Annotated in this window: 14 protein-coding genes and 1 pseudogene; 14 read left to right on the top strand and 1 reads right to left on the bottom strand. The window is 72.2% G+C overall.

The genetic code is table 11. The annotated features are described in order from the left end of the window. The first annotated feature begins 26 nt into the window (after positions 1-26). The 7 genes and pseudogenes from ssd to ACZ6D7_RS25950 all read left to right on the top strand — a co-directional run. Complete coding sequence (gene ssd, locus ACZ6D7_RS25920; protein ID WP_469495231.1) at positions 27-1,139, top strand: septum site-determining protein Ssd; 1,113 nt, start codon at positions 27-29, stop codon at positions 1,137-1,139. Next, positions 1,136-2,353: a TadA family conjugal transfer-associated ATPase gene (locus tag ACZ6D7_RS25925; RefSeq protein ID WP_469495234.1), complete on the top strand. Its 1,218-nt coding sequence runs from the start codon at positions 1,136-1,138 to the stop codon at positions 2,351-2,353. Before ssd ends, ACZ6D7_RS25925 begins: the two co-directional genes overlap by 4 nt. Then, positions 2,350-3,237, top strand: a complete 888-nt coding sequence (locus tag ACZ6D7_RS25930; RefSeq protein ID WP_469495236.1) for a type II secretion system F family protein — start codon at positions 2,350-2,352, stop codon at positions 3,235-3,237. Before ACZ6D7_RS25925 ends, ACZ6D7_RS25930 begins: the two co-directional genes overlap by 4 nt. Before the next feature lie 103 nt (positions 3,238-3,340). Then, the gene (locus ACZ6D7_RS25935) at positions 3,341-4,123 is read left to right on the top strand and encodes a type II secretion system F family protein (protein WP_469495515.1); all 783 of its coding nucleotides are present in this window, start codon (positions 3,341-3,343) and stop codon (positions 4,121-4,123) included. 175 nt (positions 4,124-4,298) lie between these two features. After that, complete coding sequence (locus ACZ6D7_RS25940; protein WP_469495239.1) at positions 4,299-4,508, top strand: DUF4244 domain-containing protein; 210 nt, start codon at positions 4,299-4,301, stop codon at positions 4,506-4,508. A gap of 46 nt (positions 4,509-4,554) precedes the next feature. Further along, positions 4,555-4,899 (top strand): TadE family type IV pilus minor pilin, encoded by a 345-nt coding sequence (locus ACZ6D7_RS25945; protein WP_469495242.1) that lies wholly within the window; start codon positions 4,555-4,557, stop codon positions 4,897-4,899. Continuing rightward, positions 4,896-5,168: pseudogene (locus ACZ6D7_RS25950) on the top strand (Rv3654c family TadE-like protein); the annotation flags it as partial. The gene ACZ6D7_RS25945 and the pseudogene ACZ6D7_RS25950, both read left to right, overlap by 4 nt. A 40-nt stretch (positions 5,169-5,208) precedes the next feature. Here the strand turns inward: ACZ6D7_RS25950 and ACZ6D7_RS25955 are convergent. Beyond that, positions 5,209-7,803: a DEAD/DEAH box helicase gene (locus ACZ6D7_RS25955; protein ID WP_469495245.1), complete on the bottom strand. Its 2,595-nt coding sequence runs from the start codon at positions 7,801-7,803 to the stop codon at positions 5,209-5,211. Positions 7,804-7,884: 81 nt separating this feature from the next. On the opposite strand from ACZ6D7_RS25955, the gene bldG reads away from it, so the two are divergent. From bldG to topA, 7 genes are all read left to right on the top strand, one after another. Continuing rightward, positions 7,885-8,226: an anti-sigma factor antagonist BldG gene (bldG, locus tag ACZ6D7_RS25960; protein WP_009189842.1), complete on the top strand. Its 342-nt coding sequence runs from the start codon at positions 7,885-7,887 to the stop codon at positions 8,224-8,226. 111 nt (positions 8,227-8,337) lie between these two features. Next, complete coding sequence (locus tag ACZ6D7_RS25965) at positions 8,338-8,769, top strand: ATP-binding protein (RefSeq protein WP_469495248.1); 432 nt, start codon at positions 8,338-8,340, stop codon at positions 8,767-8,769. A gap of 276 nt (positions 8,770-9,045) precedes the next feature. Then, positions 9,046-11,454 carry a sodium-translocating pyrophosphatase gene (locus tag ACZ6D7_RS25970; protein WP_469495251.1) on the top strand — a complete coding sequence of 803 codons (2,409 nt, stop codon included), beginning with the start codon at positions 9,046-9,048 and terminating at the stop codon, positions 11,452-11,454. Between the two features lie 193 nt (positions 11,455-11,647). Continuing rightward, entirely contained in the window at positions 11,648-12,247 is a 600-nt protein-coding gene (locus ACZ6D7_RS25975; protein WP_469495254.1) for a small secreted protein, read from the top strand. Positions 12,248-12,393: 146 nt separating this feature from the next. Next, a complete protein-coding gene (locus ACZ6D7_RS25980; protein ID WP_469495257.1) occupies positions 12,394-13,914 on the top strand; it encodes a DUF7059 domain-containing protein in 1,521 nt (506 codons plus the stop codon). Positions 13,915-14,624: 710 nt separating this feature from the next. Continuing rightward, positions 14,625-14,822 carry a hypothetical protein gene (locus ACZ6D7_RS25985; protein ID WP_469495260.1) on the top strand — a complete coding sequence of 66 codons (198 nt, stop codon included), beginning with the start codon at positions 14,625-14,627 and terminating at the stop codon, positions 14,820-14,822. A 533-nt stretch (positions 14,823-15,355) separates the two neighbouring features. After that, a complete protein-coding gene (gene topA / locus ACZ6D7_RS25990) occupies positions 15,356-18,196 on the top strand; it encodes a type I DNA topoisomerase (RefSeq protein ID WP_469495265.1) in 2,841 nt (946 codons plus the stop codon). Positions 18,197-18,328 lie beyond the last annotated feature (132 nt).

The raw sequence follows: 18,328 nt of genomic DNA on the forward strand, positions 1-18,328 counted from the left end.
GGCCGCGCGATCCGCAGCGAAGGGGGATGGAAGCCGTGGCCGGAGCCGTCACACACGACCCGCCGCCCACCGCCGGAGGCCGGCAGGGCAAGCCGTTGATCGTCACCGAGGACGCGGCGCTCCTCGACGACCTGCTGCGCCTGTGCGCCGCGGCGGGCGCCACACCCGAGGTGCACCACTCGGTGCCGGAGCGCCGGGGCCGCTGGGAGTCCGCGCCGCTCGTCCTGGTCGGCGACGACGCCGCACACCGGGTGCGCGGGGCCGCCCGCAGACGAGGAGTGGTCCTCGTCGGACGCGACCAGGACGACTCCGGCGTCTGGCGGCGCGCCGTCGAGATCGGCGCCGACCACGTGCTGATGCTGCCCGACGGCGAACAGTGGCTGGTCGACCGGATCGCCGACGTCGCCGAGGGCGTCGGCCGGCCGGCGCTCACCGTCGGCGTCATCGGCGGCCGCGGCGGCGCCGGAGCCTCCACGCTCGCGTGCGCCCTCGCCGTCACCTCCGCGCGCGAGGGCCTGCGCACCCTCCTCGTGGACGCCGATCCGCTGGGCGGCGGACTCGACGTACTCCTCGGCGGAGAGACCGCCGAAGGGCTGCGCTGGCCCGCGTTCGCCGCCTCGCGCGGACGGGTCGGCGGCGGGGCCCTGGAGGAGTCGCTGCCCGAGCTGCACTCCCTGCGCGTGCTCAGCTGGGACCGGGGCGACTGCGTCGCCATCCCGGCCCAGGCCGTCCGCGCGGTGCTCGCCGCGGCCCGGCGCCGGGGCGGCACGGTCGTCGTCGACCTGCCCCGCCGGGTCGACGACGGGGTCGCCGAGGCCCTGGCCCAGCTCGACCTCGGGATCCTCGTGGTCCCCGCCGAACTGCGCGCCGTCGCGGCCGCCGGACGGGTGGCCTCCGCCGCCGGGATGGTCCTGCGCGATCTCAGGGTGGCCGTACGCGGCCCGTACGCCCCCGGACTGGACGACCGTGAGGTGGCCAGGCTGCTCGGACTGCCCCTGGCCGGCGAGGTGCCCGTCGAGTCGGGGCTGCTCCGGCCGGACGGCGGCAAGGCGCCACCGGGCGCCACCGCGCGCGGGCCGCTCGCCCGCTTCTGCAACGCATTCTGGGAGCGGGCCCTGACCGAGGCGGGCGGCGCATGAGTACGGCACCCGGCCTCGAACGGCAACTGCTGGACGGCGTACGGCAGTGGCTCGCCGACAGCGGAGCCGAACCCACGCCCGCGCGCGTGGCGCAGGCCCTGCGCGAACAGGGCCGTGTCCTCGGGGACGCCGAGGTCCTCGGCGCGGCGGAGCAACTGCGCCGCGAACTGATCGGCAGCGGCCCCCTGGAGCCGCTGCTCGCCGACCCGTCGGTGACCGACGTACTGGTCTCGGCCCCGGACCGGGTCTGGGTCGACCGGGGCGGCGGCCTGGAGCTGACCGCCGTCGCCTTCCCGGACGCGGCGGCCGTACGACGGCTCGCGCAGCGGCTGGCCGCGGTGGCCGGGCGGCGCCTGGACGACGCTCGGCCGTGGGCCGACGCCCGGCTGCCCGACGGGACCCGGCTGCACGCGGTGCTGCCGCCGGTCTCCGTCGGCTGTACCTGCCTGTCGCTGCGGGTGGTACGGCCGCGCGCGTTCACCCTCGACGAACTGCTGGCCGCGGGCACGGTCCCGCCCGGCGGGGACCGCATCCTGCGGGCTCTGCTGCGGGCGCGGCTGTCCTTCCTGATCAGCGGCGGCACCGGCAGCGGCAAGACCACTCTGCTGAGCGCGCTGCTCGGGCTGGTCGGGCCGGGAGAGCGGATCGTGCTCGCGGAGGACTCGGCGGAACTGCGGCCGGATCACCCGCACGTGGTCCGCCTGGAGACCAGACCGGCCAACCAGGAGGGCGCCGGGCTCGTCACGCTCGAGGACCTGGTGCGGCAGGCCCTGCGGATGCGGCCAGACCGGCTGGTCGTGGGCGAGGTGCGCGGGCGCGAGGTCGTGGACCTGCTGGCGGCACTCAACACGGGCCACGAAGGCGGCTGCGGGACGGTCCATGCCAACGCCGCCGCGGACGTTCCCGCGCGGCTGGAGGCGCTCGGCACGGCGGCCGGGCTCGACCGGGCCGCGCTGCACAGCCAGGTGGCGGCCGCTCTGTCGGTGGTCCTGCACCTCGTCCGTGATCCCGCCGGGCGGCGGCGGATCGCCGAGGTGGACGTCCTGGAGCGGGACCCGTCGGGGCTGGTGCGGACGGTGCCGGCGCTGCGGTGGCAGGCGGACGCCTTCGCCCGCGAGCGGGGGTGGGCGCGGCTGCGGGAGCTGCTCCGGAGCGGAGACAGCGAGGGGAGCAGGGAGAGCGTTGGGAGCGGAGAGGGCGGAGAAGGGCGATGAACTGGACGGGTGAGATGCCGGCGGCCGTGGCCGTGGCGTGTGCCGGGGCGGCGGCGTGGCTGCTGGGCGGGCCGTACTCCGGGGCCCGGCGGGCGCAGCTGCTGCTGGCCGGGGGCGGGGTGGTCGGCGGCGGGCCCCCGTCCTGGCCGGAGCTGGCCCAGGAGCTGCGGCGGCTGCGCGGCCGGTGGCGGCCCGAGTGGTGGGCGCCGGTCGTCGGGCTGGCCCTCGCGGTGCTGGGCGCCTCGGTGCTGCCGGTCGTCGCGGGGGCGGCCGGAGTGCCCCTGCTGCGCCGGGTGCGGCGGGCCGCGGAGGCGCGGCGGGACGGGGAGCGGCGCGGGGACGCGGTGATCGCGCTGTGCGCGGCGCTCGCCGGGGAGGTGCGCGCGGGGCGGCAGCCCGGGGAGGCCTTGCAGCGGGCCGCGCGGGACACCGGAGGGCTCGGTGCGGCCCAGGCGGCGGTGCTGGCGGCGGCACGGTTCGGCGAGGACGTCCCCGAGGCCCTCGCGGCCGCGGCACGGCAACCGGGGGCCGAGGGGCTGCTGGGACTCGCGGCGTGCTGGCGGGTGGCCGTGGACCAGGGCGCCGGCCTCGCGGCAGGCCTCGACCGCCTCGAAGGGGCGTTGCGGGCGGAGTGCGACCAACGGGCCGACCTGAGAGCCCAGTTGGCGGGACCACGCGCCACGGCGGTGATGCTCGCCGGCCTGCCAGTCCTGGGCCTCCTCCTGGGCACGGCCCTCGGTGCTGACCCACTGCACGTCCTGCTGCACACCGGCGCGGGGCTGGCCTGCCTGCTCGTCGGAGGGGTCCTGGAGGGCGCCGGGGTGTGGTGGGTGCTGTGGATCGTGCGGAAGGCGGAGGGGCGGGACGGAGTGAGAGGCGCGTGAGGGGCGAGCTGGGAAGGGGCGTGACCGGGTGTGAGGGGCGTGAGGTGACGGGCTCCGGGGCGGGCGGGACGCGTGCGAGGTGGGTGACGTGAGCGGAGGCGTGATGGGCGGGGAAGTTTTCCACAGGCTGGGGGTGACCTTGGGGGTCGTGCTGCTCCTGGTGTGGTTGGCGCGGTGGCTGGAGACCGTGCGGCGCAGGCGCCGGGCGCGGCAGCGGCTGGCCGGACTGCTGCCCTGGCTGCCGGCGGCGAAGGCATCGCGCGGCGGGCTGCGGGTCACCGTGAAGCGGTGGCTGCCCGAGGTGGCGGTGGCCGGTGCCGCGTGCGCGGTGGTCGGCGGTGTCGGCGGCCTCGCGGTGGGGCTGATCGGCGCGGTGGTGCTGTGGCGGTGGCGTCGAGGGCGGCGGACGGCGGAGTCCGTGAGCGAGGTCGACGCGCGGCTCGCCGCCCGTCAACTGCCGCTCGCGGCCGACCTGCTGGCCGCGTGCATCGCGGCGGGCGCCGGTCCGGTGATCGCGGCGCAGGCCGTGGGCGAGGCGCTGGGCGGGCCTGTCGGGGAGGCGCTGGCGCGCGGTGCCGCCGAGGTGCGGCTGGGCGGCGAACCGGCCACTGCCTGGCGGAGGTTGGCCTCCGCACCGGGCGCCGCGGCGCTGGCCCGGCTGCTGGAACGGGCCGGCGTTTCGGGAGTGCCGGCGGCCGTGCCGGTCGCCCGGGTCGCGTCGGACGCCCGGGCCGACTGGACGCGTGCCGCGACGGCTCGGGCCCGGCGGGCGGGCGTCATGGTCACCGCGCCGGTCGGGCTGTGCTTCCTGCCCGCCTTCATCGCGGTCGGCGTCCTGCCCGTGGTGATCGGGCTCGCGGGCGGGGCACTGGGCGGCGGGAGGTGAGCGGGATGCGGTGAGGGGGCGCCGTAGGGCGCGGAGCGACTGATCGAACGACCGGTAGTGACCGAGTGACCGAGTGGCCGAGTGACCAGGCGGCCAGGTGGCCAGGTCGCCAAGTGACCAAGTGGCCAAAGTGAAACCGAAGCGGCTGACAGGGCCGAACCATACGGGGGTTGAGATGTACAAGGCGGTACGGGCGCGGCTGCGCGCCCTGGTGTGCGGGACGCGGCGCGGGCGGAGGGACGCGGGAATGGTGACCTCCGAGTACGCGATGGGGATCGTGGCGACGGTGGGCTTCGCCGTGCTCCTGTACGAGGTGCTCACGAGCGACACCGTCATGACGTTGTTGCAGGACATCGTGAAGCGGGCGCTCAGTGCGCAGATGTGAGCGGACGCGCGCGTGGCGGCGGTGGCGAGGCTCCGACCAGGGGTTCGTGACGGCGGAGTCGGCCGTGGTGCTGCCGGTGCTGGTGGCGTTCGCGATGGCGCTGGTGTGGGGGCTGCTCGTCATGGCCGCCCAGCTCCAGTGCGTGGACGCGGCCAGGACCGGCGCCCGGGCGGCGGCCCGGCAGGACCCTCCCGACGCGGTCGTGGCGCTGGCCCGCGAGGCGGCACCGAGCGGGGCGAGGGTGACGGTCGGCCGGGAGGGCGACCAGGTCCGGGTGGTGGTCGTGGCGAAGCCGGCGGTCCTGCGCGGCCTGCCGTTCGAGGTGCGGGAGGAGGCCGTGGCGGCGGCGGAAGACGTGGCGGCGGCAGAAGACGTGGGGGCGGGGCCATGAGGGCCGGCGATCGTAAAGACCAGGGCTCCGCCACCGTCGTGAGCCTCGCCGTGATCGCCGTCCTCTGTGTGGTGTTCGGCGTTCTGCTGGCCTACGGGCAGGCCGTCGTGACCCGGCACCGGGCCGCCGGTGGCGCGGACCTCGCGGCGCTCGCGGCGGCGGACCACTGGGCGGACGGCGAGGGAGAGGCCTGTGCCCGGGCGGGCCGGGTGGCTCGGGCACAGGGCGCGCTCCTGGTGCGGTGCGCGGTCGTGGGGGAGATCTCGGACGTGACGGCGGCGTCGGGGCAGGGCCCGTTCAGGGCCGAGGTCAGGGCTCGGGCGGGCCCTCCGGGGCCGGTATCACCGCCCCTTCCACCGGAGTTTCCCGCAGGGGCTTCTCGGTCGCCCCTCCCGCCACCGGAGGTTCCTGCGGGGGCTCCTCGGTCGCGCCTCCCGCCACCGGAGGTTCCTTCTCCTCCGGCGCCCCCCGAAGCAGTTCCGTGAGGAGTCGTACCGCGCCCCTCTTGTGCAGCGGATCGTTGCCGTTGCCGCACTTGGGGGACTGGATGCAGGACGGGCAGCCGGCGTCGCACTCGCAGGAGGCGATGGCCTGGCGGGTGGCGGTCAGCCAGGCGCGGGCGGTGTGGAAGGCGCGCTCCGCGAAGCCCGCGCCGCCCGGATGACCGTCGTAGACGAAGACCGTCGGGAGGAGGGTGTCGGGGTGCAGGGGGACCGACACGCCGCCGATGTCCCAGCGGTCGCAGGTCGCGAAGAGCGGGAGGAGGCCGATGGAGGCGTGTTCGGCGGCGTGCAGGGCGCCGCCGAGGATCTCGGGGTTGATGCGGGCGGCGTCCAGCTGGTCCTCGGTGACCGTCCACCACACCGCGCGGGTGCGCAGCGTACGAGGAGGGAGGTCGAGTTTCGACTCGCCGAGCACTTCACCGGTGATGACACGCCGACGAAGGAAGGAGACGACCTGATTGGTGACTTCGACCGAGCCGTAGCACAACCGGCCGTCGCCCCAGGGGATTTCGACGTCCGTCTCCAGGACGGAGATGGCGGTCGTGTCGCGGGCCACCGTCGAGTAGGGCGGGTTGGCCTCCTCGACGAGGGCGACGGAGTCCTCCAGGTCCAGGGAGCGGACGAGATACGTGCGGCCCTGGTGGAGGTGGACGGCGCCCTCGTGGACGGTGGTGTGGGCGGAGCCCGCGTCGACCGTGCCGAGCAGCCGGCCGGTCCCCGCCTCGACGATCTGCACGGGCCGGCCGCCCTCGCCGCGGATGTCGGTGAGGTCGGCGGCGCGCTCGCGGCGGGTCCAGTGCCAGGCCTTCGTCCGGCGGCGCAGCAGCTTCGCGGCCTCCAGCTGGGGCAGCAGGCCCTCGGTCTCGGGGCCGAACAGCTCCAGGTCCTCGTCGGTGAGCGGGAGTTCCGCGGCGGCCGCGCACAGGTGCGGGGCGAGGACGTAGGGGTTGTCGGGGTCGAGGACCGTCGACTCCACCGGGCGGTCGAACAGGGCCTCGGGGTGGTGGACGAGGTAGGTGTCCAGCGGGTCGTCGCGGGCCACCAGGACCGCCAGGGCGCCCTGTCCGGCGCGGCCCGCCCGGCCTGCCTGCTGCCACAGGGAGGCGCGGGTGCCCGGGTAGCCGGCGATCAGGACGGCGTCCAGACCGGAGACGTCGATGCCGAGTTCCAGGGCGGTGGTGGCGGCGAGGCCGAGGAGTTCGCCGGAGTGGAGGGCCTGTTCGAGGGCGCGCCGTTCCTCGGGGAGGTAGCCGCCGCGATAGGCCGCGACACGCCGGGCCAGCGAGCGGTCGACCTCGGCGAGCCGCTCCTGGGCGATCACCGAGATCAGCTCGGCGCCGCGCCGGGAGCGGATGAAGGCGACCGTGCGCACGCCCTGCACGGCGAGGTCGGTGAGCAGGTCGGCGGTCTCGGCGGTGGCCGTACGCCGGACGGGGGCGCCCTTCTCGCCCTGCAACTCGGTGAGCGGGGGTTCCCAGAGGGCGAACACCAGTTCGCCGCGAGGTGAGGCGTCGTCGGCGATCTCGACCACCGGGAGGCCGGTGAGGCGGCGGGCGGCCGCCGCGGGGTCGGCGGCGGTCGCCGAGGCCAGCAGGAAGACCGGAGAGGCGCCGTAGCGGGTGCACAGCCGCCGCAGCCGGCGCAGCACCTGGGCGACATGGGAACCGAACACGCCGCGGTAGGTGTGGCACTCGTCGATGACGACGTACTTCAGCGACTTCAGGAAGGAGGACCAGCGGGGGTGGGACGGGAGGATGCCGCGGTGCAGCATGTCCGGGTTGGTCAGGACGTAGTTGGCGTACTGGCGGATCCACTCGCGTTCCTCGAACGGCGTGTCGCCGTCGTACACGGCAGGTCGCACGGCGTTGCCCAGCGGTTGTGAAAGTTCCTTCACGGAGCGGTGCTGGTCCGCCGCGAGGGCCTTGGTGGGGGCGAGGTAGAGGGCGGTGGCGCCGCGCCCGTTCGGGGCCTCGGAGCCGTCCAGCAGGGTGGACAGCACCGGCACGAGATACGCCAGGGACTTGCCGGACGCGGTGCCCGTGGCGACGACCACCGAGTCGCCGTCCAGGGCGTGCTCGGCGGCCAGCGCCTGGTGGGCCCAGGGGTGCTCGATGCCGCGGGCCTGCACGGCCGCGATGACCTCGGATCGAATCCGGTCCGGCCAGACGGCATGGCGACCCGCCCGCGGGGGCAAGTGCTCCGTATGAGTGATGCGCGACGCCCGACTCGGGCCCGGGGCGAGCCGGTCCAGGAGCGCGCCCGGCGACAGCCGGGACGCGGGCTGTGCCGAGGATCGATCGGATCGGTGATTCTTGGCCATCGGCACCGAGTGTGTCACTGGCGTGACGGACAATGGAGCCAAGGCGTCGTGCACGCCTGCCGGTAAGTGATTGAATGCCATCGCGGCTGGCGAACCGTCCCGGGGGCTCCTGCCGAGGTGTCCCGCGGGACGACCGCTCGATAGCAAGGTGCTGGAGGATCCGTGGACCTGTCCCTGTCGACCCGTACCGTCGGCGATCGTACGGTCGTCGAGGTCGGTGGCGAAATCGATGTATATACCGCGCCCAAGCTGCGCGAGCAGCTGGTCGAGCTGGTGAACGACGGCAATTTCCACCTCGTCGTCGACATGGAGGGCGTGGACTTCCTCGACTCCACCGGGCTCGGCGTGCTGGTCGGCGGCCTGAAGCGGGTGCGTGCCCATGAGGGCTCGCTCCGCCTGGTGTGCAACCAGGAGCGCATTCTGAAGATCTTCCGCATCACTGGTCTGACCAAGGTGTTCCCGATTCACACCTCGGTCGACGAAGCGGTCGCTGCCACCGACTGACCACTCTGTGTCGGGCCCACGTGGTCCGGCATGGCTGGTTGAAAAAGTAGGGGGTCCGGGCTTCGGCGGCCCGGCCCCCCGACAGCACGCCCGTAGTTCCGAGGGGGACGTATGGCCACCGTTGAACTCCGCTTCAGCGCGCTGCCCGAGCACGTCAGGACCGCCCGACTGGTGGCGGCAGCGGTTGCGCGCAGGGCTGGAGTGGACGAGGCCGTTCTCGACGAGGTGCGGCTCGCCGTCGGCGAGGCCTGCACACGCGCCGTAGGCCTGCACCAGAGCGGTGGTATCACCGCCCCGGTGAAGGTGGCGCTGATCGAGGAGGAGAAGCAGTTCTCCATCGAGGTCGGTGACGAGGCGCCTCGTGTGGCCCCCGGCGACCGGGTGCCCGGCTCCGGCGCGGACGACGTGGACCTCGAGGAGGACGAGATGGGCCTCGCGGTCATCAGCGGCCTCGTCGACGACGTGGAGGTCACCGCCGGGGAACACGGCGGGCTCATCCGCATGACCTGGCCGACGACGCCCGCGGAGGCGACGCTGGCCTGAGCCGGCTCCCACGGCTCACTCACTCATCCAAAGGGCCCCACTCCGGTGGGGCCCTTTGGCATGCGCGCACCGGGGTACTCGTGCTTACAGTGGTCCCAGGAATGAATCATGGGACTTCTGAAGCGAGCGCATTTCGTGAATCAATTCACGATCAACGTCTTCAGGGCATTACTTGATGCGAAGGCGAATTCCGTTTACCGCACACTGTTTTGATCAGGTTTCGGTACCTACAATCCGTCCACATCTTGAGCTCAGCCCAAGCGTCAAGGAGGACGAATGGCGGGGCTTTCTACCCCTCATCTGCTGGACCACTCCACAACCATCGCTGCCGAGGTGCAGCTGACCGACGGCAACCGGCTGCTCGTGGTGGTCATCGGGATCGTCGCACTGGCCGCACTCGTGGTCGCGGGCGTACTGCTGCGCCAGGTGCTCGCGGCCGGCGAGGGCACCGAGAGCATGAAGGAGATCGCGGCGGCGGTCCAGGAAGGCGCGAACGCCTATCTGGCCCGGCAACTGCGCACGCTCGGCGTATTCGCCGTGGTCGTGTTCTTCCTGCTCATGCTGCTGCCTGCGGACGACTGGAATCAGCGCGCCGGACGATCGGTGTTCTTCTTGATCGGCGCGGCGTTCTCGGCGGCCACCGGCTATATCGGCATGTGGCTCGCCGTACGCAGCAATGTGCGGGTCGCCGCGGCGGCCCGCGAAGCCACTCCGGCCGAAGGCGAACCGGAAAAGGATCTCACCACCGTCTCGCACAAAGCGATGAAGATCGCATTCCGTACGGGCGGAGTCGTCGGCATGTTCACGGTGGGGCTCGGCCTGCTGGGCGCCTCCTGTGTGGTGCTGGTGTACGCGGCCGACGCGCCGAAGGTGCTGGAGGGCTTCGGTCTCGGCGCGGCGCTCATCGCGATGTTCATGAGGGTCGGCGGCGGCATCTTCACCAAGGCCGCCGACGTCGGCGCCGACCTGGTCGGCAAGGTCGAACAGGGCATTCCGGAGGACGATCCGCGCAATGCCGCGACCATTGCCGACAACGTGGGCGACAACGTCGGCGACTGCGCGGGCATGGCGGCCGACCTCTTCGAGTCGTACGCCGTGACCCTGGTCGCCGCGCTGATCCTCGGCAAGGTGGCCTTCGGCGACGCGGGGCTGGCGTTCCCGCTGCTGGTGCCCGCGATCGGCGTGCTCACGGCGATGATCGGGATCTTCGCGGTCGCGCCGCGCCGGACCGACCGCAGCGGTATGTCGGCGATCAACCGGGGCTTCTTCATCTCCGCGGTGATCTCGCTCGTCCTGGTGGCCGTGGCCGTCTACGTCTATCTCCCCGGTTCGTACGCGGACCTCGACGGGGTCACCGACCCGGCGATCGCGGGCAAGGACGGCGACCCGCGCGTCCTCGCGCTCGTCGCGGTGGCGATCGGCATCCTCCTGGCCGCCGTCATCCAGCAGCTGACCGGGTACTTCACCGAGACCACCCGCCGCCCGGTCCGCGACATCGGCAAGTCGTCGCTGACGGGCCCCGCCACCGTCGTCCTGGCCGGTATCTCCGTCGGCCTCGAATCGGCCGTCTACACCGCCCTCCTGATCGGTCTGGGCGTGTACGGGGCGTTCCTGCTCGGCGGTACGTCGATCATGCTGGCGCTGTTCGCGGTGGCGCTGGCCGGCACCGGCCTGCTCACCACGGTCGGTGTGATCGTCGCGATGGACACCTTCGGGCCGGTCTCCGACAACGCGCAGGGCATCGCCGAGATGTCCGGCGACGTCCAGGGCGCGGGCGCGCAGGTGCTCACCAACCTGGACGCGGTCGGCAACACCACCAAGGCGATCACCAAGGGCATCGCCATCGCCACCGCCGTCCTCGCGGCGTCGGCGCTCTTCGGGTCGTACCGGGACGCGATCACCACGGGCGCGCAGGACGTCGGGGAGAAACTCTCCGGGGAGGGCGCGCCGATGAGCCTGATGATGGACATCTCGCAGCCCAACAACCTCGTCGGGCTGATCGCGGGCGCGGCGGTCGTCTTCCTCTTCTCGGGGCTGGCGATCAACGCGGTGTCGCGGTCGGCGGGTTCGGTGGTGTACGAGGTGCGGCGGCAGTTCCGCGAGCACCCCGGGATCATGGACTACAGCGAGAAACCGGAGTACGGCAAGGTCGTCGACATCTGTACCCGGGACGCCCTGCGGGAGCTGGCGACTCCCGGTCTGCTCGCCGTCCTGGCGCCGATCTTCATCGGGTTCACGCTCGGCGTCGGCGCGCTGGGCGCGTACCTCGCGGGCGCGATCGGCACGGGCACGCTGATGGCGGTGTTCCTCGCCAACTCCGGCGGCGCCTGGGACAACGCCAAGAAGCTCGTCGAGGACGGCCACCACGGCGGCAAGGGGAGCGAGGCGCACGCGGCGACGGTGATCGGCGACACGGTCGGCGACCCCTTCAAGGACACCGCCGGCCCCGCGATCAACCCGCTGCTGAAGGTCATGAACCTGGTGGCGCTGCTCATCGCGCCTGCCGTGATCAAGTTCAGCTACGGCGAGGACAAGAGCGTCGGTGTACGGATCGTGATCGCGATCCTCTCGCTCGCGGTGATCGTGGGCGCGGTGTACGTCTCCAAGCGGCGCGGGATCGCCATGGGTGACGAAGACAACGCCGACTCACCGTCCAAGTCGGCGGATCCGGCGGTGGTTTCGTAGTTCGGCCGACGGGGCCCAGCTCAAAAGGCGGGCGGGTGGCGCGGGTTGACGCGCCGCCCGCCCGTCGTGTGGGGTGCTCGTTCCAGCCGTGAGGCTTCTCTCTCTTGGTGCAAATGGCTGCAAAATTCTGTATAGCGGACATTCGTTCTGGGGTTGTCGCCCGGTTGGCGTGTATGTTCCGGGGCCGAGAGCCATGGAAGGGACCAAACCGGTGAACAAGAAGCTCGCGGCCGTGCTGTCCGGCGGTGCGGTACTGGTACTGGCGCTGTCCGGATGCAGCAGCGACGACGGCAACAAGGAACTCGACGCCTGGGCCAAGAAGGTCTGCGACGCGCTGCCCGCCCAGGACGCGAAGGTCGACGCCGCCAACGCCGCGATCAAGCAGGCCGCCACGGACAACAACGCTCCGGCGAACGTCCAGAAGACCGACTCCCAGGCGTTCCAGGACATGTCCGACGCCTACAAGGCGCTCGCCCTGGCCGTCCAGAACGCCGGTACGCCGCCCGGGGTCGAGGAGGGCGAGAAGAAGCAGAAGGACGCGGTCACCGCGCTCAACGCGCTCTCCACCTCCTACGCGGGCCTGAAGACGAAGGTCGACGCGCTGGACACCAAGGACCAGGCGAAGTTCGCCGACGGCCTCCAGGACATCGCCACCGAACTGGGCACCCTCAGCAAGAGCGGCAACACCGCGCTGAAGAACCTGGAGCAGGGCGACGTCAAGGGAGCCATGGCCGAGCAGGAGAGCTGCAAGAAGGTGGCCGCGTCGGCGGCGGCCCGGGCGACGACGGGCTGACGAGCGCGTCGCGGCGAGGCACGTCGCGGCGAGGCGGGGCGAGGCGCTGAGGCCGCGCGGCGGCAGGCCGAGACCGTTCCCCGACGTCGTCCAGGGGACGCGATTCCGGTGGGTCGCGGGACGCGTCGCGGGACACAATGGGGGGCGTGAGTAACGCCACCCTGTCCCCCCTGCCCTCCGCCGACCGTCCCGACGTGGCCGCACGGCTGCGCGAGGCACTGCTCGCGGCCTCCTTCACGGCCGACGGGCTGCTCGATCTGCTCGGCGCCCCCGCGTACGCGGCACTGGCCCGCAGCGAGACCGTGCCCGCGCTCCGGGCGACCCGCGGGGAGGCGCCGCTGGAGACGCTCGCCCGTCTTTTCCTGCTCCAGCAACCCGTGCCCCACGCGCGCGTGGAGACGTTCCTGCCCGTACACGTGTGCGTGGAGAGCGGCTGGCTGGTGCGCGTCGGCGCCGACGAGGTCGCCGCGACCGTGGACGTACGGCCGTACGGCGGGCCGGACGGCGAGGACTGGTTCATCGTCTCCGACCTGGGGTGCGCCGTCGGCGGCGCCGGTGGCATCGGCAGCCGCGACGAGGGCGTCGTCCTGGGCGTGGGCGGCGCGTCCACGACCCTCGCCGGCATCACCGTCCGTACGCCCGTCGCCGCCGCCCTCGACCTGGGCACCGGCTCCGGGATCCAGGCGCTGCACGCCGCCCGGCACGCCACACGCGTGACGGCCACCGACCTCAACCCGCGCGCGCTGCACATCACCGCACTCACCCTCGCCCTGTCCGGCGCCCCGGCCGCGGACCTGCGCGAGGGCTCCCTCTACGAGCCGGCCAAGGACGACGAGACGTACGACCTGATCGTCTCGAACCCGCCGTTCGTGATCTCGCCCGGCGCCCGGCTCACCTACCGCGACGGCGGCATGGGCGGGGACGATCTGTGCCGCTCGCTCGTTCAGGGAGCGGGGGAACGGCTGAGCGAGGGCGGGTTCGCGCAGTTCCTCGCCAACTGGCAGCACGTGGAAGGGGAGGACTGGCAGGACAGGCTCAGGTCATGGGTGCCGCGTGGCTGCGACGCGTGGATCGTGCAGCGCGAGGTGCAGGACATCACGCAGTACGCCGAGCTGTGGCTGAGGGACGCCGGTGACCACCGGGGCGACCAGGCCGAGTACCAGGCGCGGTACGACGCGTGGCTAGACGAGTTCGAGGCGCGCAAGGTGAAGGCCGTCGGCTTCGGCTGGATCACCCTGCGGAAGACGGCCGCCGCCGAGCCGGTCGTCACCGTGGAGGAGTGGCCGCACCCGGTTGAGCAGCCGCTCGGCGACACCGTCCGGGCCCACTTCGAGCGGCTCGACTACCTGCGCGGGCACGACGACGCGGCTCTGCTCGCCGGGCGCTTCCGGCTGGCCGACGAGGTCGTCCAGGAGCAGGTCGGGCTGCCGGGCGCCGAGGACCCGGAGCACGTCGTGCTGCGCCAGCATCGCGGGATGCGCCGGGCCACCAAGGTGGACACGGTCGGCGCGGGCTTCGCCGGCGTCTGTGACGGCACGCTGAGCGCGGGCCGCATCCTGGACGCCATCGCCCAACTGGTCGGCGAGGATCCGGTGTCGCTGCGCGACCGAACCCCGGCGCAGATCCGACTGCTGGTGGAGCAGGGGTTCCTGGAACCGGTGGGGTGAGAGTTGAGGGTGGGGGTGGCGTGAAACGGGCGGCGGCTTCGGGCGGGCCGGAGTGTCGGCGGTCTGGAGAGTCGGGGGCCTGGGGAGAAGTGATCGGAAGCGATCGGGCGCCTGGCAAAACAAGCCGTAAGAAGGACTGAGAAGGACTCAGAAGGACTCAGAAGGACTAAGGAAGATCGGGAAGGGGCAAGAGGGCAGCGGCAACTCGGCCATGGTCGAGGGCGACAAATTCGAGTCACCCTCGATGCCGGCGTGGAGTGCGTCACGGTCGCTCGGTGATCGGCGAGGTCGACGGGAACACCGGATTTGTCAAGATCGTAAGCATCGTGTGCAGGGTGGGACGGCCCAGCGACGGGCCACGGAAGTCGACCGGAAAAGTACCCCGCCAGGTTCCGTGTGAGTCCCGTCGCGGCTGATCCGTTTCGAATCCGCCCGCTGGTCCGCTCGCTGGTCCGCCCGCCGGTTCGCTCGCCGGTCCGTTCCCGGTGCGCCCCGGGGGCTCGCCACCGGCTGCCCGCCGCCCGTTGACGGAGGGGTCCACCCAGGCCCCCCACAAGGGCCCACGCAGGCGGCGCCACGAGCCCCCCGAGATCCGCCGCCCCCGTCCGTAGCCCTCTCGTTCACCTCGGGTTCGCCGGGGCGCCGCCCGCGCGTGTCAGCCTCCCGTGGCTGGGGCGTGTGCGGGTGAGAGAAAAGGGGCGGGGCGGATCATGGAGAGCGGGCCGGCGATTTTCGCGGGAATGGTGTTCGCCCTGTTCGGAGGCGCGCTGCTGCTGTGGACCGCGGTCCGCCTGCGGCAGCGGGAACCCGTCGCCCAGGGTGTGAGCCCTGTCGCATCCGTGACCCTCGCCACGCTCGCCGGAGTCGTCGCGCTGGCCCTCGGGGCGTGGTGCTTCACCCGCCTCTGACACGCATTCCGGACGCCTTGCGGATGCCTCCCGGATGCGTTCCGCCTGCGGCCCGGACGTGCCGGAACAAGCCGCCGGACCTGGCTCCGGACCTGGCTCCGGACCTGGCTCCGGATCTGGCTTCGGATCTGCCTTCGGACAGGCTTCCGAACCCGGTTCCGAACCCGGTTTCGACCGCGGTTCCCCCTCGGTTCCCCCTCGGTTCCGACCCGGGTCCCCACCCGGTTTCGAACCCGGTTCCGATCTCCGCTCCGGACCACCTTCGAGGATCTTGCCCAGGCTTGCGTTTGAACCGTGTAAGCGGGGTCACGCCGTAAAGGAGAGGACGCGTTCCGGTCCGGCGGAAATCGACCGGTCGGCACTCCGGGCGGCAGGAATGGCGGTAGTCGGGTTACCGTTCGAGTGGCCGTTGCGGGCTTTTCCCGTTTGACACGGGGGCGGGATGTACCGTCACACTCCGCAGCGTCACCATGACCCGACCCCGGGAGCAAGGCCTGGGGAGGCCCCAGCGTCGACCGGAGAGAAGAGCGAAGTTGTCCCCGACCAGCGAGACCGCGAAGGGCGGCCGCCGACTCGTCATCGTCGAGTCGCCTGCCAAGGCGAAGACGATCAAGGGTTACCTCGGCCCCGGCTACATCGTCGAGGCCAGCGTCGGGCACATCCGCGACCTTCCGAACGGCGCCGCGGAGGTGCCGGAGTCGTACACCGGTGAGGTCCGTCGCCTCGGCGTGGACGTCGAACACGACTTCCAGCCGATCTACGTGGTCAACGCCGACAAGCGGGCCCAGGTCAAGAAGCTCAAGGACCTGCTCAAGGAGTCCGACGAGCTCTTCCTCGCCACCGATGAGGACCGCGAGGGCGAGGCGATCGCCTGGCACCTCCAGGAAGTCCTCAAGCCGAAGATCCCCGTCAAGCGGATGGTCTTCCACGAGATCACCAAGGACGCGATCCGGGCCGCCGTGGCCAACCCGCGTCAGCTCAACCAGAAGCTCGTCGACGCCCAGGAGACCCGCCGCATCCTCGACCGTCTGTACGGTTACGAGGTCTCGCCGGTCCTGTGGAAGAAGGTCATGCCGCGCCTGTCGGCCGGCCGTGTCCAGTCCGTCGCCACACGACTCGTCGTCCAGCGGGAACGCGAGCGCATCGCGTTTCGTTCCGCTGAGTACTGGGACCTGACGGGCACCTTCGCGACCGGCCGCGCGGGAGATCCGTCGGACCCGTCGTCGCTGGTCGCCCGCCTCCAGGCCGTCGACGGCAGGCGGGTCGCGCAGGGCCGCGACTTCGACTCCCTGGGACAACTGAAGAGCGCGAACATCCTCCACCTCGACGAGGCCAACGCCCGCGCCCTCGCCGCCGCCCTGGAGAACACGAACTTCTCCGTCCGGTCCGTCGAGTCCAAGCCGTACCGCCGCTCGCCGTACGCCCCGTTCCGTACGACGACGCTCCAGCAGGAGGCCAGCCGCAAGCTCGGCTTCGGTGCGAAGGCCACCATGCAGGTCGCACAGAAGCTGTACGAGAACGGCTTCATCACGTACATGCGTACGGACTCCACGACGCTGAGCGACACCGCCGTGTCCGCCGCCCGTGCCCAGGTCACCCAGCTGTACGGCGCCGACTACCTGCCGGCCCAGCCGCGCACGTACGCCGGGAAGGTCAAGAACGCGCAGGAGGCGCACGAGGCGATCCGCCCCTCGGGTGATCGTTTCCGCACCCCGGCCGAGACGGGTCTGACCGGCGACCAGTTCAAGCTCTACGAGCTGATCTGGAAGCGGACCGTCGCCTCCCAGATGAAGGACGCGACCGGCAACAGCGTGACGGTCAAGATCGGTGGCACCGCCGCCGACGGCCGGGACGTCGAGTTCAGCGCCTCCGGCAAGACGATCACCTTCCACGGCTTCCTGAAGGCGTACGTCGAGGGCGCCGACGACCCGAACGCCGAGCTGGACGACCGCGAGCGCCGCCTGCCCCAGGTCGGCGAGGGCGACGCGCTCAGCGCCGAGGAGATCACGGTCGACGGGCACGCCACCAAGCCCCCGGCCCGATACACCGAGGCCAGCCTGGTCAAGGAGCTGGAAGAGCGCGAGATCGGCCGCCCGTCGACGTACGCGTCGATCATCGGCACGATCCTCGACCGCGGCTATGTCTTCAAGAAGGGCACCGCACTCGTCCCGTCCTTCCTGTCCTTCGCCGTCGTCAACCTCCTGGAGAAGCACTTCGGGCGGCTCGTCGACTACGACTTCACCGCCAAGATGGAAGACGACCTCGACCGCATCGCCCGCGGTGAGGCGCAGGCCGTGCCGTGGCTGAAGCGGTTCTACTTCGGCGAGGGCACGGGCCACGGCGGTGCCGCCGACGCCGGCAACGGCGACGGGGACCACCTCGGCGGCCTCAAGGAGCTGGTGACCGACCTGGGCGCGATCGACGCGCGCGAGGTGTCGTCGTTCCCCGTGGGCAACGACATCGTGCTGCGGGTCGGCCGCTACGGCCCGTACATCGAGCGCGGCGAGAAGGACGCGGAGGGCCACCAGCGCGCGGACATCCCCGATGACCTCGCGCCCGACGAGCTGTCCGTCGAGCTGGCCGAGGAACTGCTCGCCAAGCCGAGCGGCGACTTCGAGCTGGGCACCGACCCGGTCAGCGGCCACCAGATCATCGCCAGGGCAGGGCGTTACGGCCCGTACGTCACGGAGGTGCTCCCCGAGGGCACCCCGAAGACCGGCAAGAACGCCGTCAAGCCGCGTACGGCCTCGCTGTTCAAGTCGATGTCGCTGGACACGGTCACGCTGGAGGACGCCCTCCAGCTGATGTCGCTGCCGCGTGTCGTCGGCGCCGACGCCGAGGGCCAGGAGATCACCGCCCAGAACGGTCGCTACGGGCCGTACCTGAAGAAGGGCACGGACTCCCGCTCGCTCCAGACCGAGGACCAGCTCTTCACGATCACCCTCGAAGAGGCGCTGGAGATCTACTCCCAGCCCAAGCAGCGCGGCCGCGCCGCCGCCAAGCCGCCGCTGAAGGAGCTGGGCGCGGACCCGGTCAGCGGGAAGCCCGTCGTCGTCAAGGACGGCCGCTTCGGGCCGTACGTCACCGACGGGGAGACCAACGCGACCCTGCGCTCCGGCGACAGCGTCGAGGAGATCACCCCGGAGCGCGGCTTCGAGCTGCTCGCCGAGAAGCGCGCCAAGACGCCGGCCAAGAAGACGGCCAAGAAGGCGCCCGCCAAGAAGGCCCCGGCGAAGAAGGCGACGGCCAAGAAGGCGGCCCCGGCGAAGAAGACGGCCGCCAAGAAGACCGCGGCGAAGACGACCACGACGGCCGCGAAGAAGACGACGGCCGCCAAGACGGCCTCGTCCCGGACGGCCCCTTCGGAGGACTGACTCCGGGCCGGGTCGGGAGACCGACTCCGGGCCGAATCGGGACCGATTGCGGGCCGGGTCGGAGGACTGACGTCGGTCGCGTCTCCTCCACTCCTCCGATCCTCCACTTCTCCACGGCGGATTCACGAAGCG

The organism is Streptomyces sp. NPDC041784 (genome assembly GCF_055591025.1).